The sequence below is a fragment of the Finegoldia sp. genome (genome assembly GCF_046991905.1).
GTDB lineage: Bacteria > Bacillota > Clostridia > Tissierellales > Peptoniphilaceae > Finegoldia.
The window spans coordinates 58469-78691 of the sequence record NZ_JBKWZF010000005.1; the positions used below are offsets into that span (position 1 = coordinate 58469).

Consider the following 20223-nt stretch of genomic DNA (forward strand, 5'->3'; position numbering starts at 1 on the left):
ACTTGAAGTTAATAGTAGCAGAAAAAAAAGACATGGCACAAAAAATTGCCGATTCAATTGGCAAGTATAAACCAGAAGATGGCTATTATGAGGTATTGGATTGTCATGTAACATGGACTTGGGGTCATTTGTTTGGATTAAAAGAGCCGAACGAATATGAAAACCAAGGCTGGGATAAAAAATGGGCTGATAGTAGTATAGACGATTTACCTATGATACCAGATAGATATCAATATAAGTTAACAGGGAATAAAGATCAATTTAAAAAAATTGAGGATCTATTAAAGGCTAATAAATATGATGAGATAATTAATTCTTGCGATGCTGAAAGAGAAGGGGAGTTAATATTTAGGCTCTTATATAATCAACTAGATATAGATGAAAAGAATATAAAAGTTACTCGTATGTGGTGTAACACAACAAACAAAGAAGGTTTATTAAAAGCTTTAGAAGAAAGAAAAGACATAAGAGAATATGACGGGTATTACCTAGAGGCTGATTCTAGAAGTAAAGCGGATTGGCTAATAGGAATGAACTTATCTAGACTATATATGTTTAAGTTTTTCAGAAAGTTTGTAATAGGTCGTGTAATGACCCCGACACTATGTTTAATAATTGAAAGAGACTTAGAAATAGAAAATTTCGTAGAAAGCGATATATATAATTTAGTTGGTGAGTATAATGGATTTCAATTTAAAAGGAAATTTGAAACACCCGAAGAATGTGATAAATTTAGTGACTTAAAAGATTTTGCTGTAATTGATATAGTAGAAGAGAAGAAAAAGAAGAAAGCACCTAAGTTGTTTAAATTATCTACATTACAACAACAAGCTAACGTTGAATACGGCTATACACTAAAGCAAACCTTAAATATCCTAGAAAGCTTGTATTTAAAGGGAATAACATCATATCCAAGAAGTAATATGGAATATTTACCAGCTGATTTAGAAGAATCATTTTCTGAAACACTAAAAAACTTGTATTTAGCGTGGTTTATAGAAAAAGATGATATCGAAGGCACTCAAAAATGTATAAACGATGAAAAGGCACAGAAAGAAGCCCACTATGCAATTATAATTGTAAATACAAAAACTAATGAAATTGATAACTTGTCTACTGATGAAAGAAACATATATGATTTAATTTCAAGAAGAATGATCGAAGCTACGATGAAAGATTTCGAATATATAGAACAAGATATTCAGCTTAATGATGATTTCTCTGGAAAAAAAAGAAAAGCAATTCAAGAGGGCTTTAATAAAATTCAATATAACAAATTGGAATATAGGGATGAATTAGATTTAAGTAAAGGGCAAAGTTTTCAATGTGATTTAGAAATAAAAAAAACTAAAACAAAGCCTAAAGCACGATTTACGGATGCGACAATTGTGTCTTCAATGGAAAACTTAAAAGACATTGACGAAAAATACAAGGGTGGAATAGGAACGCCAGCAACAAGAGATTCAATAATAGAAAAGCTTGTTGAATACAAATATCTAGAAAGAAGTAAAAAGACATTAAAATCAACAAGTATTGCTAGAGTTTTATATAAACTTTTATCAAAACAGATTAAAACTGTAGAATTAACTGCTGCATTAGAAGAAAAACTAGAAGATGTAAGACTAGGAAAAATCGAACAAACCAAATTCTTAAATTTCATAGAAAAATATATAGAAAACGAAATAGAAAGAGTAAAAAATTTAGATGATTTGAGAATTGAAGTATGCGATTGTCCGTTCTGCGGTAAAAAAGTTTTAAATCAAGGATTAAAATATGCTTGTGAAGAGGAAAACTGTAGTTTTGAGATTTGGAAGAAAAATAAGTTTTTTGAAAGTTTTGGAATTAAAGAAAAAACAATAACTGATGAATTTATTAGACAATTATGTTCAAATTCAGGGGTTATGATAAAAGGTCTAAAAAGTAAAAAAGGCGAAAAGTATAGTGCTATTTTTAGAGTACATGAAGAAGACGATAAAACAAATATATCTGTAGATTTTCCTAAAAATAAATACAAAAAGTAAGGGGTGTTGTAATGCAAGATAAAAATAATAAAACAGGTTTTTTTGAAAAGATTTATAAAGCTACCTATGAAAACATGTCAGATGTTAAATTTGTAGGTTATGGAACAGGGATTTTAATAGTCTTAGCTGTGTTGTTTTTTTTCTTCAACAAAAATTTGTTTGAGATAATAATTTCAAATCTTATAATCTTTGGATCAATTATGACATTTGGTATTAAAGCTTATGTGAATTACAAAAACAATGAACCATTTGTTTCAAAAGTATTACCTTATGCAATGGTTCCATTTATAGTTACGATTGTTATTGGAATATTTTTAAAATAATAAAGGGGGAAATTAAAATGAAGATATTCGATGTTTCAAGTGATATTAACGAAGATAATAACAAAACAACGATTCATGACGAAGAAGGCTTAATTCTTAATTTAGCTAAAGAGTACAATAACAGCTATTTTAATAGTGAACAAGCATATAAATTAGACGATAACGAATTGTACGATAGAATAGATGAGTTTCTACAATCTAATTATAAGATAAAACTTAATCATATAACAAATGGCAGGGATATAAATAGACTAATTAAGAATAATGACGGATTAAAAGATATAAACAATGTATCGTTTTTAATGTTTTTAAACTCATTGAAAAATAAGCAATTAGAGAATAGACAAAGAGAAGTTGAACAAAACAAGGAAATTGAGTACAATAATCGTCAATATTATAATAGAGATACAGATATGGATGGTATTCCCGATTATATAGATACTCACCCTCTACAAAATGATTTTATCGACACAGATGGAGATGGTATGAAAGATGTCAACGATCCAAGACCATACTTTAACGACCTTGAAAGATAATTTTAAAATATTACTAATATCGGCTATATATGGATTAGGTAATGGTTTATTGATCTTTTCTTTATTCAATAACTTGAAATACTTGTTTGTATTAATAACGTTACTTTTGAATGTAGTAGTGATTTTTAACTTGAAAAAAAATCCTAAGAAGATTTCTACAATTTTAATAGATACTTTGCAAAAGAGTTTTTTCGAGCTATCAATATTTTTTGGTTATGGTTTTTTCTTAAATTACATTAGCTATTTAGTACCGATGTCAAATTTGGTTATAGTAATTACGTTAACAATTCTAAGAATATTGTCGTATATGATGTTCAAAGATTACAGCGAAAGTAAAAAGACAAAAGTTCAAGCGATAAGAGATTATATAAAAAAGCTTAATACGAAAAAGACTAAGGAAAGGAAATATTTCATGTACTTTGTTGTAGGTCATAGTTCAATAATTGTATTAGCTTTTGTTATTAATTCTTTAATGAAAACTCAAAAGATATCTGTAGTGGAAATAATTTCTGTTATAGTTGTAATAGAAATTATAATTTTGTCTACGGTTAGTTTATTAAAAAAGCCTTCACTATCGGGGGCTTAATTTTTTAGGAGGAAATTTTGGCTGAATATTTAAATGATCTGCAAAAGTTCATAAAGTTTTCCACAAATGAAAATGATGAAGTAATAAACGAAAATATTTATGAAAATTTTTTAGAAATTTCAGAAAAAACATATTGTCTTTTCGATTGTTTCATTTACCATAATATTTTTTATACAGCGTTATATAAATTGGATTCTTTTATAGAAAAAATCATTTTTGAACGTGAAATAAAAGAAATAACAGATACTGATAATATTTTGTTATTTAAATTTAGCAAGAAAGAATTATCTGACCTTTTATATAAAAAAGATTTGGAATTAATAGGCTTTGACATAAAATATCGCGATATATGGCTTTTAAAGGGGCTTTTATATTCTCTTGATATAAATGGTCTCTTGCGTGTCGAAAACCTTCTTAAAAAGGGTGTGAGAGGGTATAAAATTTTTGAATACGAAACAAATATAAAAATTAAAGAGCCGAAGTTCCCATTTTTAAGAATCATAGATTTAAAGAACAATTTCAAAACAACTTTAACTAAAGATGAGATTAATAATCATCTAATTTCTGATTTATATTTTAAATCACCTATGGATAGAGTAAAAAAACAATTTAATGTCTATATAAAAATACTGAACGATAGAAATACTTATTATAAAACAAGAGTTCAATACTTAAATGTAATTAATAACGCATTAAATATGACAGACAAGGAATTAATTGGAAGGTTGGTGGAGCTTGAAGAGTAATTTTACAAATTATATAAAAGAGTTTCCGAAAGAAGTAAAAGCGTTTTTTGAGATAGCACAGAAAACAACAGAAAAACAATATATTAAATACAACTTAAAAGATTTGGGCTATATTGAAGATTTTTTTGTTTATTTAAGGTCTGGTGGAATTCATGCTGCTACAAAAAATTCTATTTATAATTCTAATGAAAACTACACTATAATTAACATAGACATAGATTCGCAATATCCATCTTTAATATGTAATTATGATTTATTTCCAGGTGGGTTTTCTGATAATTCAAAAGAGCGTTTTAAAAAGTTATTAAAAGAAAAAAATGAGAATGGAAACAAATCGTTAAAACCTCTTATAAACAATTTTTACGGGAGTATTTTACAAAAATCTAGTAAATATTATGATTTAGAAAAAGGCAGAGCAATATGTTATCTAGGTGAAGAGATAATGTTTAGATACCTATTGTTGTTAATCGAATTTAAAGGATTAGTGCTTATTAACGTTAATACGGATGGTGTAATATTTCTCGTAGATAATCAAATAAAAAAAGATGTTTTAGATGTATCGGAAAACTATTTTAGAGATTTAGGATTACAATATAAGGTTAATGAGTTTAAAAAAATATTTCAAAAGAATATAAACAATTACTTAGCTAAGGGTGATGAAATTAAGATAAAAGGTGATATTCTAAGATACGGAATGAATTTAGATAAAGCGAAGATTTACGAGGATTGTGATATCGAAAAAAAAGCTATTATAAATCATTTCATTAATAATGAAAATATCGAAGAGTATATTAACGGCTGTAGTGATTTAAGAGAATTTTTAATATATCGTAACATTGGAGATAGTTTCGATAGTGTGGTACAAAAGATAGGAAATATAGATATGTATCACAGTCAATCAATTAGGATATTAGCAAGTAAAGATAAAAAATATAATAGTATATACAAGGTAAAAGGAAATACAAATGTTTTAGTTAATTCACTACCACCAAATCCAAGAGTGGTAATTAACCTAGACGATGATTACAAAGACTTAGATAAAGATTATTATATAAATATTGCAAATAAACAGGCAAGAGATTATGTAAGAGGGGGAAATTTAATGCAATTAAAATTCATTCCGTTGTGTAAGGATTCTAAAATTCCAATCAAAGATTTTAGTTACAAAAATCCATTATCATATAATCAGATACTAGAATATTCAGATTATGGTCTTATTATCCCAGATGATTTGGTTTTAGTCGATGTTGATGATATAGAGCAAGGTGAAAAGCTAGTAAAGTTATTAACGGATTTTAAAATACCAACAACTATAATGAAAACGCCGAATGGATATCATTTCTATTTCAAGAAAGGCAAATATGATTTTACAAATGTTGTAAAACAGGTTACGCCAATTGGTATTACGGTAGATATAAAGGCAGGCGGTAAAGACTGTTATGCGAAAATTTACGGAGAAAACGAAAATAGATATTTTCTTAATGGCGGATCAATAGAGGATATGTTTTCTAATCTTGTAGAATTACCGTATTATCTATATCCGATGGCAAGGAATAAATACGATATATATAATATCCAACAAGGTCAAAGAAACAACACATTGTTTAAATATATTTCTGAATTGTTTTACGAGAATTTGAAGGTGGAAGAGATAATAGATATTATTCGATTAATGAATGTATATATTTTAAACAACCCTCTGCCGATAAATGAAATAGAAATAATGATAGAAAAAGACAAGTTAGATGAAAGATACAATGAATATCATGAGAAGTTTTCAACAAGAAAAATAAAAGGTAGTAATCATATACAAGACTATCAAAAGAATAAAATGGAAAAATTTGAAAATAATCTTGAAAAGTATTGTGAAATAGCAAAAGAGTTATATAAGCTTTACGAAGTTATTTCTGTAAACGAGCCATTTGACCACAAAGTTGTTAAGGAGAATGGAAAAACAGAAAAACAAAAAGTAGATTCAAAAGCTGTGATGTACTTTTACAGAAGCTACTTATTTAAACATTATCCAAGCTTATCTATAAAAGATAAAGAAGAGATTTTCGAAATATTAGATATTCTATGTTATAACAGGGCTAAAAATTATGGTTTTATATAGTTTGAAAACTTTTTACGAAAACAATCCTATTACTTTTATAATAGGACTGATTTTTTTCTTAAGCTTTGTGTTAATCGTTATAAAAACATTTTTTAAACGTCTAAAAAGAAAATTAAAAATAAACAAATACAAGAATTACGATTTTTCTAAAATAGATTACATGGATGGAATAGAGTTTGAGAACTTGGTAGATGCGAAGTTTCAAAAAATGGGTTACACAACCAAACTTACTAAAGCTACGAAAGATTATGGGGTAGATCTAATTGCGATAAAAAATAAAAAGTCTATCGCCATTCAAATTAAAAGATATAACCGTAATGTAGGTGTTAAAGCAATACAAGAAGTTATAGCGGCGAAGGCTTTCTATAAAACAGATACAGCAATGGTATTAACGAATAGTTATTTTACAAAACCAGCAAAGAATCTAGCTAAGGAAACTAATGTTATTCTAATTGACAGAAGCAAATTAGCTAAGATTTTGTGATATAATTATATTAAATATATTAAAGGAGTTTAGTGTGAAAAAGAAAAATTTATTAAAAAGAGTTCTTGCTACATCTCTAGCATTGTCAATGTGTATAGCACCGACAATCACAAAAGCAAGTGTAGAAAAGGTTGAAAGAATTTCTGGAAGAAATAGAATAGAAACATCAGTTAATATTTCTAAAAATTCTTTTGAAAGTTCCAATAACGTTGTAATTGCTAATGGTTTTGATTTCCCAGATGCCTTATCATCGGGTCAATTAGCAGCAGCTCTAAATGCACCTTTGTTATTATCGTCACCTAATAATCTTGACACAGAGACAAAATCGGAGATTGAAAGGTTAAATCCGAAAAATGTCTATATCGTAGGTGGAGAAAAAGCGTTAAATAAGGAAAGAATTGAGCCGGAAATAAAGTCAATAACAAAGAACGCAAAAATCGAAAGACTAGCTGGGAGAGACAGATATGATACTTCGGTCAAAGTTATGGAAAAGACTAAAGAGTTCGTTAATCCAGAAAATCTACTAATCGTTAGTGGTAATAACTTCCCAGATGCCTTAGCGGCAGCAGGATATATGGTAAATCATAAGTCTGTTATGGTATTGAGTGACGGTGTTAGTTATCCAAAATCCGGATTAAACGAGATTGCAGTAGGTGGGAAAAACTTATTGCCATTAAATGGTTTTACAGGAGAAAGAATCTCAGGAAAAGATAGGTATGAAACAGCTTTAGAAATTGCTAAGAAATCATTCGCTAGTAACGATACAGCAATTTTATCAAATGCAAATGTCTTTGCAGATAGCTTATCAGCCGTAAGTCTAACTAAGAAATACAATGCACCGATAATACTAACGTCTAATAAAAACTTAAATAAATCTTCAAAAGATTATTTAAACAGTTTGAAAAAAGTTGTTATAGTTGGTGGAAAAGCTTCAGTCGAAGACAATATCTTACAAAATAAAACAATCGAAGAATTAGCAGTAAAGCTTTCTAAAAATGATACAAAACAACCTCAAAAAAAATTATATAACTTTGAGAAAGCTGTTGTTCAGAGAGTAGTAGATGGTGATACAATTGTTGTGAAAAGAAACAATGGAACTTCTGAAAAAATTAGAATGGTGCTTGTTAATACACCGGAGACTAAGCATCCTAAAAAAGGTGTAGAATATTTTGGAAAAGAGGCAAGTGCGTATACTAAAAAGATGCTACCAGTAGGGAAAACTGTATATCTTGAAAAAGATGTATCCGAACGAGATAGATATTCGAGATTGTTAAGATATGTTTGGATAAAAGAACCAACAGCGAAAATAAACACAAAAGTCTTAAAAGAAAATTGCTTCAATGCAATGCTTTTAGCTAATGGATTTGCACAAGTATCGGTATTTCCACCAGATGTAAAATATGTAGATGAATTCAGACAAATAGAAAAAACAGCCAAAGATAATAATATAGGTTTGTGGAGGGGTGGTATTGTTGCTAATAATACTAATCACAAAACTACAAAAAAACCTTCTCCTAAACAAACAAAGCCTGTTGGAAAGGGTATTGTCCATGGTAATAGAAAGAGCATGATATACCACATGCCAGGGCAAGCATCCTACGATAAAATAAGTGATAAGAATTTGGTATTATTCGAAACAGAACAAGATGCAATTAATGCGGGTTATAGAAAAGCTAAAAGATAATTTTAAGGAACTAGGTTTTATAAATCTAGTTCCTTCTTTTTTTATTCCCCCGTAAAATTGAGGTTTTCCGACAAAAAAAGTGACACGACACCCTCTATGACAGAATTTCTGTCATTTATGCTAACCTTTTCTATATTTTTGCTTCATTAAATAAAATACTAACTTTTTGTGGGTATAACAAAAGTAGGATATTGAAAATAAGGAGAAATTCAATGAATAAGAAATTATTATCAAAAGTTATGGCACTAGCAATTATTATGGGTTCTTGTTTGCCATATAATGTTTATGCAAATGATGTAGAAGATTTAAACTCATCAGATAGTTATAAGGATATTTTAGAATATTTAGAAAATAAAGAAAATCAACGCAATAATGAAAAGTTAGATAATTTATATGAAAAAGCAAAAGAACAATTTGAAGAGGTCGAAAGCATAGATAATACAACTGTTGAAGATTCTAAAGAAGAATCAATATCTAATGGTTACATATCCAATGCTGTGAAAGAAGATAAGACAGATAAAAATAATGATAATGAGAAAGACAAGGTAAAAACATCAGATAAAATCAATGATGAAATGCTAGACAGTATTTACAAGCCAAGAAAAGAAAAGCTATTAAAAGAAATAGATGAAATAAATCCTAAGATAACATATTCTCAAAAATTTTACTTAAATGAATTAGTAAATATTTTAGAAAAACAATTAAAATTAGAGAACAATGATACAAATATTGAAAAAACTTTTAAAATAATTGAAAATGCTGTCGAAAGGATTAAAAGTTCAATAATAGAGATTAATGATGATAATAAAATCAAAGATTACGTTGTTGAGGAAATAACTAATCCATTATATCCGAATGTAAATAACAACAATACAACAAGTAATAACTCTAATAGAGAACAATCTACAGGTACTATAACTAATCACTCTCCTAATTATTCTAACGAAGATTTTTCATATAACCCACCAAAATCTTCTGAAAAGTTAGGTAGTGTTAAAGCGGCTGATAGACCTCTTGAAAGTACACCTAGTAATCAATCGTATTATGATTATGATAAATCTATGGGATATAATTTTGAAACAAGTACCCCTCAATCAGAAAATAACAGTTCCTCTGTTAATGTAGGAGCAAGTAAAATTGAATCTAAGACATCATCTGCTGATATAAAACTAGTAGATAAAAACAAAAAGCCAGTAAGTGATATAAAGGTTTCTTTAGAAAAAGACAATAAGGTAGTGGGAGAGGCTATGAGTGATCAAACAGGCACTATAGTTTTAAATGCACTACAAAAAGGAAACTACAAATTAAAGGTATTAGAAGTAGGACAAACATTTAAAGCAGGTCAAGTATTTGATATAGCATTAAAAGAGGATAAAGAAAAGAAAGAATTTACCATCGAAAATAATATGGTAAAAATAACAAATGATAAAAAACAAAAAACTTATTATGAGGTTTATGACGGCTATACAGATAAATTATTGAAAAAACTTGAATCAAATGATAAAGGTGAATTGGTTTTAAATAGTTTAAAGTACGGTGCATATTATTTTGTAATGGGTGATAATAAATCAAATACTATAACAGTAGACAAAAAATTTGCAAATGCAACGGTGAATTTTGACAAGAACATGAAAGCTAAAGCTGTTCCAGTTGTGCAAGAAGATGATACTGTTGAAAAAGGCTTTATCGAAGGAGATAAAGACAGCGATAAAAAACTAGAACAAGAAATGGCTAATCAAGAAGTTAAATCAGAAAATAAATCAAAATCACCTATCAAAATAGTATTAGGAGCATTAGCCGTAGCATTAATAGGCGGCGGAGGATTCTTCTTATATAAGAAGAAAAAAGGAAACAATCAACATGATATAATGGATGATTTTGATTTATAAGCATTTAAAAAGGAGAGAGGATAATGACGGAATTAGATTTATCGCAATTCGATAATTTGCAACAAGAACAAATAGAACTAGGATTAGAACAAGGGCTTGATATTAGCGTTTATCTTAAACCAGAGTTTAATTGTTGGCAAATGAAACAAATAAGGTTAGGTCTTGAAGAAGGGCTTGATGTTAGTGTATATGCAAAACCCGAGTTTGATTATGAACAAATGTATCAAATCAGATGGGGGCTTGAAGATGGGTTGGATGTTTTGTTGTATGCAAAACCATGTTTTTCTAGCGGTCAAATGCAAGCATTAAGAGGTGGCTTGAAGCTTGGCCTTGATATTGGCTATTATTTAAATCCATCATTTTCCCAACAACAAATGTATGCTATTAATAGTGGCCTTTATTATGGAGTCGATGTCAGGGTTTATGCGGATCCTCGAATCGACTATAGACAAATGAATGAAATTTGTGAAGGGTTAAAGTCAGGTGTTAATGTTGGCATATACAGAAAGCCCGAATATAATGCTTTGCAAATGCGTGAAATCAGACTAGGTTTAGAAAAAGGACTTGATGTCAGTGTTTATGCTAAGCCAGAATTTGATGAATACCAAATGTCCCAAATTAGATATGGATTGGAGTCTTTTATAGATACAAGTGTATATGCAAAGCCTGAATTTAGTGGTGACCAAATGTATCTGATTCGTGGCGGGCTAGAAAAAGGGCTTGATCCAACTAAATTTGTAAATCCAGAATACGATTATGTCAAAATGTGGGGTATTCGAGATGGTTTTCATGTTGGTGATTAGCCATCTATTGTGAAATACAAAAAAAGGTAGCAGGTAAATCTGCTACCTTTTTCTAATTATATTTCTCTTTCAATTTCATCTTTATCTAATAGTTTTTCTTGTTCTAAAGATTTCTCATCAAACTCGTTACTAACACCGTAAAAGTCGTTATAATCCCTATAATCTATATAATCAAGGCTATTTTGATCTAGGTTATAGTCTTGCATATTGTCATAAATGTTTTGAAAGTTCTCTTCGATTTTTTCAGAAACATTTCTATTTTTTATTTCATAACAAACGCTGTCAATTTTATCCGTTAAATCTGTGTACTCTAATTTTGATATTTTGCCGCTATAAAAGTCATCACTTATTTTTTTTGATAGCTCGTCAATGCTAGAGTTAAAATCTTCTGTAATTGTTGATAATTCTTCTTTTAATTTTTCAAAATCTTCTAAATTAAAGTTTTCTTTAAGTTTTTCTAATAGTATTTCAACATTAGAAAGATTTTTTTGCAAATGTTCAAACTCAACAAACTCAATTTCGTTTTCATCTTTTGAATTTTCTATATCTTTATCGGGGTTTTCGTTTTTAATATTTTTGTTAATAGTATTTTGTAAATTGTCATAACTCTTTATGATATCAAAATCATCTTTTTCTATTGTGGAATAAGATTTTAATATTTCTTTATATTGGTCGTCTCTATTTCCTAAATTTGTTTGTTTGTTAATGTTTGACAGCTTTTGATTTAAGTAGGAAGTAACATTACCTAATGTTTTAAAAAATTCGTATGCTACTTTACTACCATTATTTAAATCTTCTACATATTGATTGTGCATAGCTTCTCCTTTTATGTTTATCTATTTATCATTATTATTATATATCTGTTTACGAATAAGCCATTTTAATGTTATTTATTTATCTATGACAGTTTTACTTGCCTTGCTTACGAGTATTTTGCAATTAATTAATTTCTGTGGGTATAACAAGGGTGAAAGGATGTGGTTAAGTTTTGAATAAAAAGGCAAGTAAATTTTTGTTTATAGTTTTTGCATTGTTAATGTTGTCACCTATAACGGGGTGCACTAAAAAAAACGTACCAAAAGAGAAAGAAATACAAAAAACAGAAGAAGATACACAATTTATGAGATTAAAAAGAGCTAAAGAAAGAAATGATAAAAAAAAGATTGAGGCTATTATGCAAGAAATAAACACTTCTCCTTCAAATACGATAAGCAGTAAGAAAGATAAAAACAAGACAAATGGTGAGAAAAAGAATAACAACAATAATAACATTCCTCTTCAAGAAAGTCCAAAACAGTTTGTGATAGATAACAAACAAAATATAAAGAAAAATGAGATAACAGATAAAAAGAATAATAAAGAACATGATTATGGAAGTATTGTAGTTAAAAAAGATGGAAAAGTTATAGAAGTGATAGAGGCTTCATCTCCTAATGTAATAAACGAATAGAGAGTAATAACATGGGTAAAAAAATATTTTTTTCGCTTGTTATATCTATATTAATCATATTGGGCTTATACAACTGTGAACAATTTATATCAAACACAAATAGCGATGAATATGTGAAAGAATTTTCGACACATAAAAATATAGATAGAAAAGAGGAAATAAGTGAAGAGAAATTTCAGCAAGTAACAACAATTATAGATAATGTTTCTTTGCAAAATATTAATAATGACTATGTTGGATGGTTAAAAATAGAAGGAACGCATATTGATACTCCTGTCATGAAATCTGATTACTACTTTCGAAAAAACATGAAAAAAAGATATTCATTAGCTGGTACTCCGTTTATTCCTAAATATGATCCTGAAAAGTCGATAAAACCTATATTCGGGCATAATTTAGGATACGGAAGAAAAGATGCCTTCCACGATTTAACAAATTATTCAGATAAACAATTTTACAACAATCATCAAACGGTATATTTTACAGAAAATAGAGTTAGTGGCAATAAATATAAGGTTGTAGCATTTTTAAATTATTCAACAGATAACAAATTTAACTATTTAGATGTCAACTTTAAAAATCCAAAAGATTTTGTTGAATGGAAAAACGAAATAAAAAAACTTTCGAAATTTTCAGATGACAATTTTGAAAATATTCAATACAACAGAGGCAAAATATTGATTTTATCAACGTGTCATTCTACAACATGGACTGATGACGGGATAAGATCAGTTCTAATATGCTACAGTCCAGAAAGGTTAAAAAATATTAATGTAGACTATTACAATAAATCTGACTTGTAATAGTCAATATGGCAAGAATAGTTTTAGTTTAGTGCGATTCTAAACCTTGCCAAAAATCAAATAGCCATGTTTGTAAAATTAAGGAGGTTTTTTAATGAACTTAAAAAATGGTATTAAAAAGATAGGAGCTAGCTTAGCTTTATCAGCTTTGCTTTTGACATCAGTTGTTCCTATTAATTCATTTGCAGCAGATACACAACCTATGTACACGATTAATATAAAGGCTGCAAACAACGAAACTGATGGAGCAGAATATGAAGTAATTAGAACGAAAAAGATTCTAGAAACAGGTGAAGCAATAAACGAAAAATCACCAGTTTCAATTCAAAAAGTTGTTTTGAAAAATGGATCAGCACAAGTTAAGGTAAACCAAAAAGGAATATATCAATTAAAGCCAATCAGACGTGCAGCAGGACATTTACTAGATATAAGAACAGATGGCAAAACAGCACAAGTTGAATTTCCTAGAATTGAAAATGGTGTTGAGTCAAAAAACCAAACATTTGAATTCCAAACAAAAACTAGACCGTTAAATATCGGTGCAGAATTTATCAAATATGGCGATGATTCAATTAGTCCTTTGGAAAATGTTACATTCGAATTAAGACAAACTCATAAACCTAAAACAATAGGTAATGATAATAAGGTTACCGAATGGGAAACTATTCCAAAAGAAACGCAAGATAAAAATAAGAAAACTTATACAACTAAAGCCGATGGTAAAGTTATATACAATAATCTACCAGAAGGTAAATATGAATTAGTTGAAACAGTTTCAGCAGAAAAACACGAAGTTAATAAAAATCTTAATACATTTACGGTTACACAAGAAAACAATAAACCTGTAATTAAAGATTCTACAATAACAAATGTAAAAAAATTGGTAAACTATCTTTCACCAGTTCCAGAAAAAAGAATAGTGGAACCAAAAGGAGAAGTTTTAGAAAACACAATCAACGTGGAAACACCTTACATGTATAATCTGAAAGTAAAAGCTCCAACAGATATTAAAGAATATACAATATTTAAAATGAAAGATAAATTAGATGATAGATTGCAATTATTAGACGTTTTATCAGTAACACAAGATGGTAATGATAAGCTTAATGTTGTTACAAAAGAAGAATTAGCTAAAATCGTTACAATTAAAGGCAATGAATTAACTGTAGATTTACAATCTAAAATCAAAGATTTAGAACCAGGGAAAATGATTAATGTATATGTAAAAGCAAAGGTTAAGGGAGCTGTTGTAACAAAAGTAACAATCGAAAATGATTATGATCTATTCTATAACAATGGTAAAGACGGTCAACCAGGTGTAGAACATAAGAAAACATCAAACAAAACAAAAACAACTCCACATTTTGGTTCTGTAAAATTTGTTAAAACTCAATCTGATGGTAAAACTCCACTTGATGGTGCTACATTTAGAATTTTCAGATTAGATACTGAAAAACCATTTGTACCAATTAAGCCAGGAGACAAAACTACTGAAACAATTAAATTCCAAAATGTTAAGAACTTAAAAGATGCTCAAACATCAAAAGCGTTTGTTTTACCAAGCACAGCTAAAGAATACGCAGATATAGTTACAGCTAAAGATGGTGTTGTAGAATTTAAGAACTTACCATACGGAAAATATGTTGTATATGAAATTAAATCACCTGCAAATTATAGAATTAAAGAAGATTCTATACCTTTCACAATTAATGAAAAAACGGAAACTATAACATTACAAAATGTAAAGAATTATAAAACAGAAGAAAATATTCCAGGAACAGGTACTAAAGGTGCGATGATATTTGCCGCTATTGGTATTGGTTTATTAGCAGCAAGTTACTTTGTGGTTAAAAGACAAGAAAGAAAAGCATTACAATAAAATTTTAGAAATCCTAGACATAAGTCGTGAAAAATAGTAAAAAGTATATAGAAAATAACGCGATAATCTCGGAGGTTAATTATGAAAAAAACAAAATCAAATATTTTATCAAAAATATTGTTGGCATTGGGGGTTATCGTGCTTTTAATTCCTATAGGGTTAAATATTAAGTATAAGATTAATAATAGAATAGTTATAAAATCATTTAAATCACAAGAAGTTAAAAAGACTAAAAGTAGTAAAGATAATACTAATCTCGATAATGTTATAAGAGGAAAGGGCAAAAACGAGTTACTAGAAAAAGATACTCCGATAGGTATAATTAATATTCCAAAGATAAAAGAAGAAATACCTATATATAAAGATACAAAAGGTATGCTAGATTTAAATTTGGATAGAGGTGTTGTTTTATTATCAAGAGACACAATGTTAAAAGGTAATAATGAACAAATATATAAACACAAAACAGATGAGGTTTTGTCTTTAGACCCGAATCAAAACGCAAACATGGTATTAACAGGTCATAGAGGCACTTTAAATACTAATCAAAATATCTTTAAAAATTTAGACAAACTTGAAAAAGGCGATAAATTTTATATTGATAATGGCAAAAAACTGCTAGAGTTTAAGGTATATGAAATAAAGGTAATAGAACCTAAACAAGGTAATTTAATATACAATGAAAAGCCATTTAATCAATCAACTTTAGTAACTTGTACGCCTTATCTTATAAACAATAAAAGATTAATAATATCTGGAGGATTATCAAAAATAACAGATAATACTGATGAGAAGATTTTAAACGAAATCAACAAAAACAAATCTAAATTTCTTTTTAATACTTTTTTATTAGCTAATTCTATTAATCTTTTAATAATAATAATTTTAATTTGTTTAGTAATGAGCTTTTTTATTAAAAGAAGAAAGTCCAAAAAAACTAGGAGGTAAAATGTTTAAAATTAACAAAAAATTAATTTGTACAGTAGTAGCTGTAACATTTTGCTTTTCGCTTAGTTTTTCTCCAATAAATAAATCTTTTGCACAAGATACAAAGGATTTGGAGAAAACTAAAATCACAGAAGATGTTAAAGATAAAAAGCTAAATAAAGATGATACAATTTATCATACAAATAAAATAAAGTTTACAGCAACAACATCTAGTGGAAAAGCATTAAACTCTGGTATTTGGGTTATCAAAGATAAAAATAATAATGTAATTGATACATTTAAAGTATCGAAAAACTCATATATTTTTACAAAAACATTGCCTAACGGTGAATTTTTGTTTCAACAAAAAACACCACCTAAAGGTTATATGAAGGATAATAAAGTTTTGACTATAAAAACTCCAATACCAGTAAAACACAAGGGTGACGTTTTTGAGGTTTACCCAAAAACAACAAAAGAAACTCCAAAAGAATCAAAAGAAACTCCAGGAGAATCAACAGATATATATAAAACAGGAGGTATCGATTTAAAATACCTTTTGGGAGCAATAGCTTTAATTTTCCCTATTGTATTTTTAGTTGTTAATTCGAACAAGAAAAAGGTAGGTGAAAAATAATGGATATGTTTAAGAAAATCAGTAAAACTTTTATAACTTTTTTATTAACATTAATGCTAATTTTCCAATCAGTAATAACCTCATTTGTTGGAGCTACAACGTCTTTTGCGGGTAAAGAACAAAATCTAGCAACAATTACTATAGAAAGTACAAAAAATGGGACTTTGTTATTTGAAAAAACAAACAGCAAATCAATAACAGATAAAAAGGGTTCAAATATAAAAGTGTTGGTTAAGCCAAAGTTTGGATATGAGGCAAAGTCTATTAAATTGGAAACAAAGGATAATAAAATCTTAGATTTACCAGTTCAAGAAGGCATAGCAAATGTTCCGATTATCAATGATGCTAAAATTTCGGCAACCTTTACAAATTCTAACAATCAACCAGTTCAAATTAAAGAAGAAATAACTAATGAAATTTCTAACTCAAATATAGAAATAGAGAAAAAAGAAAATAAAAAGGCTGATGAAGAGGATAAAAGAGATGCCAAAAGCAAAGATAACATCAAGGATTCAAAGATAATTGCTGAAATTCTTTTGAAAGCAGATAGAACAAAAGTAGGTCAAGGTACTAGTGTAATTGCCAAGGACATTGTAACAGTTGCAAATACAGTAATTGACATGAGAAAGACTAAATCTAGAAATCTTGATGAATTATGGGAAGATAGAGATGGCGATGGAATATCAGATGATTGGAAAGCTGTAGAGGCACAATTTGACGGGATTATTCCGTTGTATGAAGTAAATGAAAAGGCTGATTATTATGTAGCTAAGCCTAATTTAGCAAAAATAGAAAACTCACAACTATTACAATATATAATCGCTGATTCAAACCATTCAGGAACAATTTTAAATACTGTTATTTATGAAAAAGAAACTGGATTATTGTACGTTCCAAAAAATATATTATATCCAAAGGATTTCAAAGACAAACAAGATAAAAACAAAAACGATGTTAGACTTGGAAGAGTACGTATCCAATTTTTATTAGGAATTAATAATGACATTGATAAAACGAAAACGGATGTAGATGTAACAATTGAAAAAAATAAATCTGTAAAAGGAGATATAGTATCTAGAGGTAAAGCAAAAATAAATACTATGTCTAGCGATACAAAGATAATAATAGCAAAAGATACAGAATCAAGAAATTCAATTAAAGCGAATTCTATAGACGAAATACGTGTTAATGGTCATGAAATAAAGTTGAATGATGTAACTTATTATGAAAAAGAAGGGGTATTAGAAATACCATTAAAACCTACACAGGCTGATTCAATTGAAATTAAAATGTCTAATTCGTTCGTGAAGAATATATCTAACACAATTGGGTCGCTAATGGCATTTGTAAAGCCATTGGTTTCTTTTGCTGGTAATCCCTCAAAAAAAATCGAAAAAGTAATTTACTTTTCGTCAACACCAAGAAAAGGTGATTATTGGCATTTAAGTGGGGCAAGTAATACTAGAAATGTAAATGATTATGGTGCGAGATTCCCAGAGCCTTCTTATGAAACGACATATGCTACCAACACTTATAGTGATTCAGAATATAGAACTACTCAAACGGTTAAGATGATTTTGCAAAATCAACTTTCGCAAGCAGACGCTGATAGAATTAGTAAAGAAATGGGTAATGAAAAAGGAACACAGTATTATACAAGAAACTCTTATGTTAATACTCAACGAGCAACAGGTTCAGGAAATGCTGACATGATTATAAAGCAAGGTTTTGGTTTAAGTCTAAACTGTGCTCACGCAGGCGTTAACGACAAATTAGTTTGGGATCCAACATTCCATGCTGCTGGTGTAAGAAAGGATAATCATGGGATTATGGTTAGACTGCTTGACACAGATGGTAAATCTTGGGCTTTATTTGCAGCAGTTTCCCCGTCTCAAAGTACGCAAGCAGGTTACGGATTCTTTGGAGCAAATATTGAAATAATACCCCCAACCGAAAAAACTTATGGTTTTTCTATAGAGAAAACTGATAAAAGTAATGGCGAAAATTTAAGTGGTGCAACATTTAAAGTTGAGCCTATATCTGTTTCTGGTACTAATCCTGGAATTATATCTAAAACTACTGGATATGACGGTAAAGTATCTTTTACTGGATTACCAAGTGGAACTTATAGAATTTCGGAAGTAAGTGCACCAAGCGGTTATTCAAGAATAACAGATACAAAAACAATTACTTTGCCTGGTGATGCAAACAAGACTTATAATTTCCAAAATGTTCCAGATATTCCAGAAGGTGGAACAGTAAAATTAAAAAAGACTGATGCAACAACAGGTCTTCCAATAAAAGGAGCTAAGTTTGAACTTAACATAAAGTACTCTGATGGAAGCGTATATTATATTCCAGTATATGGTTATTCAGGAAATTATAAAGAAGACCATTCATCACTTAGATTTAGAGAAATGGAAACTGATGCTAATGGTGAAATAGAAGTTAAAGTAGACAAATCAGGATCAGAATATAAATATTATTTTACAGAGACAACACCGGCTCCAGGTTATCAATTACCTACAAATAATAAAACAAATGAAGATTGGATAATACATGGTGGAACTGAAAGATTTGAGATGACGAATAGAAAAACGCCAAAAGACGGAACGGTAAAACTCAAAAAGACTGATGCAGCAACAGGTCTTCCGATAAAAGGTGCTAAGTTTAAACTAAGACAAATAATGTCTGACAAAGTCGTAACAGTTCCAGTAATTGGATATACTGGAAATTATGAAGAAAATTATTCCTCAACAAAGTTTTATGAAATGGAGACAGACTATAACGGCGAAATAGAAGTCAAAGTAAGAGATACAGGTATTTCTAATAAATACTATTTTGAAGAAACAACGCCTGCCCCTGGATATCAAAAACCGTCTAATAATAAAACTAAAGAGGATTGGGTAATAGATGGTGGAACCGAAACCTATGAGATGACTAATACAAAAACACCAGAGCCAGAAGATGGTGTCATAAGAATAACGAAAAAAGACATGAAAACTGGCGATGTTTTATCAGGAGTAGTATTTGAGTTATTAGATAGCAATAAACAAGTAATAAAGACAGCAACAACAAATTCATATGGTATAGCTGAATTTACAGGCTTAAAGGTTGGAAATTACTATGTAAGAGAAAAGTCTACAAAGGCAGGATATATATTAAAGACTGATTTGGAACAAGCTAGAATAACGAACACATACAAAACAGATAATCTTACAATTTACAATGAAAAAACACCAGATGATGGGGTCATAAAAATAACAAAGAAAGACCGAAAAACAGGAGATGTTTTATCAGGAGTAGTATTTGAGTTATTAGATAGCAATAAACAAGTAATAA

17 protein-coding genes are annotated in these 20223 nt (G+C 28.9%); 16 read left to right on the forward strand and 1 reads right to left on the reverse strand.

Annotated elements, in window-relative coordinates; translation table 11 throughout:
- Positions 1-2: 2 nt before the first annotated feature.
- The 10 genes from ACLUJM_RS03785 (at position 3) to ACLUJM_RS03830 (ending at position 11185) form a co-directional block, all read left to right on the forward strand.
- Positions 3-2021, forward strand: coding sequence for a DNA topoisomerase (locus tag ACLUJM_RS03785; RefSeq protein WP_412412228.1), 2019 nt, complete (start codon positions 3-5; stop codon positions 2019-2021).
- Between the two features lie 11 nt (positions 2022-2032).
- Positions 2033-2344, forward strand: coding sequence for a hypothetical protein (locus ACLUJM_RS03790; protein WP_412412229.1), 312 nt, complete (start codon positions 2033-2035; stop codon positions 2342-2344).
- A gap of 17 nt (positions 2345-2361) precedes the next feature.
- Positions 2362-2880, forward strand: a complete 519-nt coding sequence (locus tag ACLUJM_RS03795; RefSeq protein ID WP_412412230.1) for a hypothetical protein — start codon at positions 2362-2364, stop codon at positions 2878-2880.
- Entirely contained in the window at positions 2837-3466 is a 630-nt protein-coding gene (locus ACLUJM_RS03800) for a hypothetical protein (RefSeq protein ID WP_412412231.1), read from the forward strand. The genes ACLUJM_RS03795 and ACLUJM_RS03800 overlap by 44 nt, the downstream gene beginning before the upstream one ends.
- A 17-nt stretch (positions 3467-3483) precedes the next feature.
- Positions 3484-4212 (forward strand): hypothetical protein, encoded by a 729-nt coding sequence (locus tag ACLUJM_RS03805; RefSeq protein WP_412412233.1) that lies wholly within the window; start codon positions 3484-3486, stop codon positions 4210-4212.
- Complete coding sequence (locus ACLUJM_RS03810) at positions 4202-6325, forward strand: hypothetical protein (RefSeq protein ID WP_412412234.1); 2124 nt, start codon at positions 4202-4204, stop codon at positions 6323-6325. The genes ACLUJM_RS03805 and ACLUJM_RS03810 overlap by 11 nt, the downstream gene beginning before the upstream one ends.
- Positions 6312-6809, forward strand: a complete 498-nt coding sequence (locus tag ACLUJM_RS03815; RefSeq protein ID WP_412412235.1) for a restriction endonuclease — start codon at positions 6312-6314, stop codon at positions 6807-6809. Before ACLUJM_RS03810 ends, ACLUJM_RS03815 begins: the two co-directional genes overlap by 14 nt.
- A 34-nt stretch (positions 6810-6843) precedes the next feature.
- On the forward strand, positions 6844-8493 hold the full coding sequence (locus ACLUJM_RS03820; protein ID WP_412412236.1) for a cell wall-binding repeat-containing protein: 1650 nt from the start codon (positions 6844-6846) through the stop codon (positions 8491-8493).
- Between the two features lie 212 nt (positions 8494-8705).
- A complete protein-coding gene (locus ACLUJM_RS03825; protein ID WP_412412237.1) occupies positions 8706-10382 on the forward strand; it encodes a SpaA isopeptide-forming pilin-related protein in 1677 nt (558 codons plus the stop codon).
- Positions 10383-10405: 23 nt separating this feature from the next.
- Complete coding sequence (locus ACLUJM_RS03830) at positions 10406-11185, forward strand: hypothetical protein (RefSeq protein WP_412412238.1); 780 nt, start codon at positions 10406-10408, stop codon at positions 11183-11185.
- Positions 11186-11241: 56 nt separating this feature from the next.
- On the opposite strand, the gene ACLUJM_RS03835 is transcribed toward ACLUJM_RS03830, so the two are convergent.
- On the reverse strand, positions 11242-12000 hold the full coding sequence (locus ACLUJM_RS03835; protein ID WP_412412239.1) for a hypothetical protein: 759 nt from the start codon (positions 11998-12000) through the stop codon (positions 11242-11244).
- Positions 12001-12173: 173 nt separating this feature from the next.
- On the opposite strand from ACLUJM_RS03835, the gene ACLUJM_RS03840 reads away from it, so the two are divergent.
- The 6 genes from ACLUJM_RS03840 to ACLUJM_RS03865 all read left to right on the forward strand — a co-directional run.
- On the forward strand, positions 12174-12635 hold the full coding sequence (locus ACLUJM_RS03840) for a hypothetical protein (RefSeq protein ID WP_412412240.1): 462 nt from the start codon (positions 12174-12176) through the stop codon (positions 12633-12635).
- Between the two features lie 11 nt (positions 12636-12646).
- Complete coding sequence (locus tag ACLUJM_RS03845; protein WP_412412241.1) at positions 12647-13438, forward strand: class B sortase; 792 nt, start codon at positions 12647-12649, stop codon at positions 13436-13438.
- Positions 13439-13532: 94 nt separating this feature from the next.
- Entirely contained in the window at positions 13533-15317 is a 1785-nt protein-coding gene (locus ACLUJM_RS03850; protein ID WP_412412242.1) for a SpaH/EbpB family LPXTG-anchored major pilin, read from the forward strand.
- 81 nt (positions 15318-15398) lie between these two features.
- Positions 15399-16265, forward strand: a complete 867-nt coding sequence (locus tag ACLUJM_RS03855) for a sortase (RefSeq protein WP_412412244.1) — start codon at positions 15399-15401, stop codon at positions 16263-16265.
- 1 nt (position 16266) lies between these two features.
- Positions 16267-16881 (forward strand): SpaA isopeptide-forming pilin-related protein, encoded by a 615-nt coding sequence (locus ACLUJM_RS03860; protein WP_412412245.1) that lies wholly within the window; start codon positions 16267-16269, stop codon positions 16879-16881.
- The coding region (locus tag ACLUJM_RS03865; protein ID WP_412412246.1) for a collagen binding domain-containing protein at positions 16881-20223 on the forward strand (3343 nt) is incomplete at its 3' end. The genes ACLUJM_RS03860 and ACLUJM_RS03865, both read left to right, overlap by 1 nt.

Excerpts from the sequence above, each read along its gene's own strand:
- ACLUJM_RS03830 (WP_412412238.1), top strand. The coding sequence starts at position 10,406 with ATGACGGAATTAGATTTATCGCAATTCGATAATTTGCAACAAGAACAA.
- ACLUJM_RS03850 (WP_412412242.1), top strand. The coding sequence starts at position 13,533 with ATGAACTTAAAAAATGGTATTAAAAAGATAGGAGCTAGCTTAGCTTTA.
- ACLUJM_RS03800 (WP_412412231.1), top strand. The coding sequence starts at position 2,837 with ATGTCAACGATCCAAGACCATACTTTAACGACCTTGAAAGATAATTTT.
- ACLUJM_RS03860 (WP_412412245.1), top strand. The coding sequence starts at position 16,267 with ATGTTTAAAATTAACAAAAAATTAATTTGTACAGTAGTAGCTGTAACA.
- ACLUJM_RS03855 (WP_412412244.1), top strand. The coding sequence starts at position 15,399 with ATGAAAAAAACAAAATCAAATATTTTATCAAAAATATTGTTGGCATTG.
- ACLUJM_RS03790 (WP_412412229.1), top strand. The coding sequence starts at position 2,033 with ATGCAAGATAAAAATAATAAAACAGGTTTTTTTGAAAAGATTTATAAA.
- ACLUJM_RS03815 (WP_412412235.1), top strand. The coding sequence starts at position 6,312 with ATGGTTTTATATAGTTTGAAAACTTTTTACGAAAACAATCCTATTACT.
- ACLUJM_RS03795 (WP_412412230.1), top strand. The coding sequence starts at position 2,362 with ATGAAGATATTCGATGTTTCAAGTGATATTAACGAAGATAATAACAAA.
- ACLUJM_RS03825 (WP_412412237.1), top strand. The coding sequence starts at position 8,706 with ATGAATAAGAAATTATTATCAAAAGTTATGGCACTAGCAATTATTATG.
- ACLUJM_RS03835 (WP_412412239.1), bottom strand. The coding sequence starts at position 12,000 with ATGCACAATCAATATGTAGAAGATTTAAATAATGGTAGTAAAGTAGCA.
- ACLUJM_RS03845 (WP_412412241.1), top strand. The coding sequence starts at position 12,647 with ATGGGTAAAAAAATATTTTTTTCGCTTGTTATATCTATATTAATCATA.